The organism is Microcoleus sp. T3_D1 (assembly GCF_036700405.1).
Taxonomy (GTDB): Bacteria; Cyanobacteriota; Cyanobacteriia; order Cyanobacteriales; family Microcoleaceae; genus Microcoleus.
Genome location: NZ_JAUBOV010000031.1, coordinates 1 through 3,525 on the forward strand (window position 1 = coordinate 1; position 3,525 = coordinate 3,525).

At 44.9% G+C, this 3,525-nt stretch carries 3 protein-coding genes; 2 read left to right on the forward strand and 1 reads right to left on the reverse strand.

From position 1 onward, the window contains the following. Nucleotides 1-153 precede the first annotated feature (153 nt). Entirely contained in the window at nt 154-1,389 is a 1,236-nt protein-coding gene (locus tag QT992_RS15630; protein ID WP_333377290.1) for a tyrosine-type recombinase/integrase, read from the reverse strand. A 227-nt stretch (nt 1,390-1,616) separates the two neighbouring features. Here QT992_RS15630 and trhO point away from each other — a divergent pair, with 227 nt between their 5' ends. Both trhO and QT992_RS15640 read left to right on the forward strand, forming a co-directional pair. Further along, entirely contained in the window at nt 1,617-2,564 is a 948-nt protein-coding gene (gene trhO / locus QT992_RS15635; RefSeq protein WP_333377292.1) for an oxygen-dependent tRNA uridine(34) hydroxylase TrhO, read from the forward strand. Nucleotides 2,565-2,692: 128 nt separating this feature from the next. Further along, complete coding sequence (locus tag QT992_RS15640) at nt 2,693-3,385, forward strand: glutathione S-transferase (protein WP_333377294.1); 693 nt, start codon at nt 2,693-2,695, stop codon at nt 3,383-3,385. The last annotated feature ends 140 nt before the right edge of the window (nt 3,386-3,525 follow it).

Consider the following 3,525-nt stretch of genomic DNA (forward strand, 5'->3'; position numbering starts at 1 on the left):
AGTCGTGGTTTGGCTAGCATTGCAAGTGCTCGTCAACCGCGCATCAATCTTCCTTAGTTACTCACGATTGCAGACTTACACTTCCTTGTCAACACAGGAAGTGTAAAGTTTTATTTCGCAAAAGTCGCCTCTAGAATCAACATCCTAACAGCATCAAAGCGGGCGTAAATGCTCCAAAATCTTGCCATCCAAATAGACAGCATTAATCACTTTCTCAGACGTATCACACCACTTAGCCACCACCGCACTCGGTACACCCTTGCCAACTTGTTCGCTGATAAAAGTGTCCCGACAAGAGTAGGGAGTAGGAGTTTTACGATGTCCTTCAATCTCGCGAGTTTTCTCAGTGATTGGGTCAACCAACTTGTGCCAAGTGCGGATAGTGAAATTGCTGTAATTAATCGCCCCGCCCTTTTTGGGTGAGGGAAAAACCAGACTGTTTTTGTCCGTTAAGTTTTCCGGCTCAATACTTCTTAAAAGCTCGCTTAATTCCTGATTGCAAGGGAACCTACGACGCTTATTGTTTTTACTGCCATCAACCCTAGTCTCTATCCCGCCCGGATGCTGCACACTGCCGTTAAATACAACGTGAGAAAAGTCTGAGCCAATATCGCGCCACCTCAAGCCAACAGCCTCAGAGGGACGGCATCCAGTCATAAACCAAAACTGCACCAAAGGGTAATAGTAGCAAAGCTTCTGCCCTCCATAGCCTCTGCCGTTCCAATTCCCTTTGTGGTTCTTGAAAGCTTCTAATACCAATGCCTTTTCTGCGGGACTAAAAGCGTTAGGTTCAGGGTCACTTTGCCAGTTGTGTTTTGGCAAGTCGGCTGCCATCCCGTTAAAAGGGGAAGCGGACAACCTGGTGATAATTTTAAATTTAATCCCCCATTCAACCGCTGCATTCACGTAAGTTAAAACTCGCTTAGTCATGCTGTTAGTAGTATCGCCTAGCAGCCACGCGCGTACTTGCAAAGCATCATCCTCGGACAAACTTTGGTAGGGACAGCGGTTAATGTAAGCCTGAATACTCGTTACTAAATAGTGAAAAGTTGTGGGCTTGACAGCAGGTTTTTTGAACTCTAAATATCTCTCAAATAATTTAGTCAAAGTCAGCTCGGGCTTGACCTTGATAGTCTCAACGACGGTCAAGTGAGTTTGCGGCTTGTACTTTTTAAGGGTAGGGTCAAAACGCTCAAACCTGATATCAGATTCAATCAGTTGGGCTTTAGCTTGTGCCAGTTCCCAGTTTTCAGGGGTGTCAGACAGGTTCAGGTACAGGTACTTACGATCGCCCCCGTAAATCTGGCGGGGCAACTGCAAGCGCAGTCTACCACTGCGAGTCTGGACAACTACTGATCCTTTCTTGGCTCTACTAGACGCATCGGTCATGGTAAAATTTCAAAAGCAACAGGACAAGGTTAGCATTTTGGAGACAATTTGGAGACAAAATTGGAGACAAAAATCAGTCTGAAAGATGTAACCCTTTCCCAGCATAGGATTGCGTGACTGGTACTTACCACTTCCCATGCTGAACGTCGTGGGTTCGAGTCCCACCGTCCGCTTTGACTGAATTTTCATAGAAGTATGAAAATTAATTAGTGCTATAAATTCGATATATGGCTTATTTCTTAACCGCTGCTTTATATAAGTTCGTTGAACTACCTGATTTTGCTGAGCTGAAAGCACCGCTAATCGATTGTTGCAACAACAACAACGTTAAAGGCACTATCTTACTGGCCCAAGAAGGCATCAATGGCACTATTGCGGGCCCGTCCGAGGGCGTACACGCAGTGCTGGCATTCTTGCGTAGTGACCCGCGTTTTGCCGATCTGGTACACAAGGAATCTTTCTCGGAAAAAGCACCTTTTTACCGCCTGAAAATACGCTTGAAGCGCGAAATCGTCACGATGGGAGTACCGGACATTAATCCCCGCCTCATGGCTGGCAAATATGTTAAGCCTGATGAGTGGAATAAGCTGCTTGACGATCCCGATGTTGTCGTGGTTGATGTGCGTAACGACTTCGAGGTATCTATGGGTACTTTTGAAGGCGCTATTAATCCAAAAACAAAAAGCTTTTCCGAGTTACCTGAATGGGTGCTGCGGGAAACTGCTTTACGCAATAAACCCAAGGTGGCAATGTTTTGCACGGGTGGTATTCGCTGCGAAAAATCTACTGCTTTTTTGCGTAGTCAAGGTTTTGAGGAAGTCTATCATCTCGAAGGCGGAATTTTAAAATATTTGGAAACAGTGCCGGAAGCAGAAAGTCGTTGGGAAGGTGAATGTTTTGTGTTTGATGAACGGGTTTCTGTTGGTCAGGACTTAAAGCCGGGTAACTATGAACTTTGTCGCGGTTGTCGTCACCCGATTAGTCAGGAAGATAAGGCTTCTGAATTATTTGTACTTGGTGTGAGTTGTCCTCATTGTCATGACTCAAAAACTGAAACCAAAAAACAAGCCTTATCTGAACGTCAACGTCAGATTGAGCTAGCTAAGCGTCGCAACCAAGTACATATAGGCGCGCGCTACGATGGGAAGGAAAAAGTAGATGGTGCGATCGACTAATAGTATTATTCACTAAGCTCAAAGAAACCCGGTTTCTACGAAAAATCTTGTTTGGCGACGAGAAATATCGAAAGAAACCGGGTTTCTGACCCGAAAAACCCGATCGCGCGATCGACTAAACATATAATATGTCAGCAACCTACCCGATTTTGTATTCCTTCCGCCGCTGTCCCTATGCTATGCGCGCGCGCTTGGCCTTGATGGTTAGCAATCGGGTGTGTGAGTTGCGGGAAGTTGTTTTGCGAGACAAACCACCAGAGATGTTGGAGGTATCTGCCAAAGGTACAGTACCAATATTGATTGATGTTGATGGGCGCGTACTCGATCAAAGTATCGATATCATGTTGTGGGCATTGAGACAACATGATCCTGAAAAATGGTTGATGCCACAGCAAGGTTCTCTGGCAGAAATGCTGGAACTTATCGCTCTATTTGATGATAGGTTTAAATATCATCTTGACCGTTATAAGTACCCCGATCGTTATCCCGGTGTTGATGCCAAAGTACATCGTTATGAAGGTTCTTTATTCCTGGAACAACTCAACTCACGGTTAAGTGCGACTAAATATTTGTTTGGTAACAATGTAGCATTGGCTGATATGGCGATCGCACCTTTTGTTCGTCAATTCGCTCATACAGATCAAACTTGGTTCAACGAACAGCCTTGGCCACCGCTACAAGCTTGGTTAGCAGAGTTTACAGAGTCGGAAATTTATAGCAGTGTTATGCAGAAATATCAGAAATGGGAATCCGGTAATCTAGGCGTTATTTTTCCTTCCTCGAAATTAGTTATTCAGGACTTACGCACTCAAGGGCGTTGAATCAAGGGTTTGAGATTGTTTCACTAGGTTTTCTTCGGACAGAAAATCGTAGCCTTTTAGGAACAGGCAAGATGCCTGTTCCACAAGAAAATTTATCTTTTGTGGAACGGGCATCTTGCCCGTTCTTGAGAAGGGTGCAA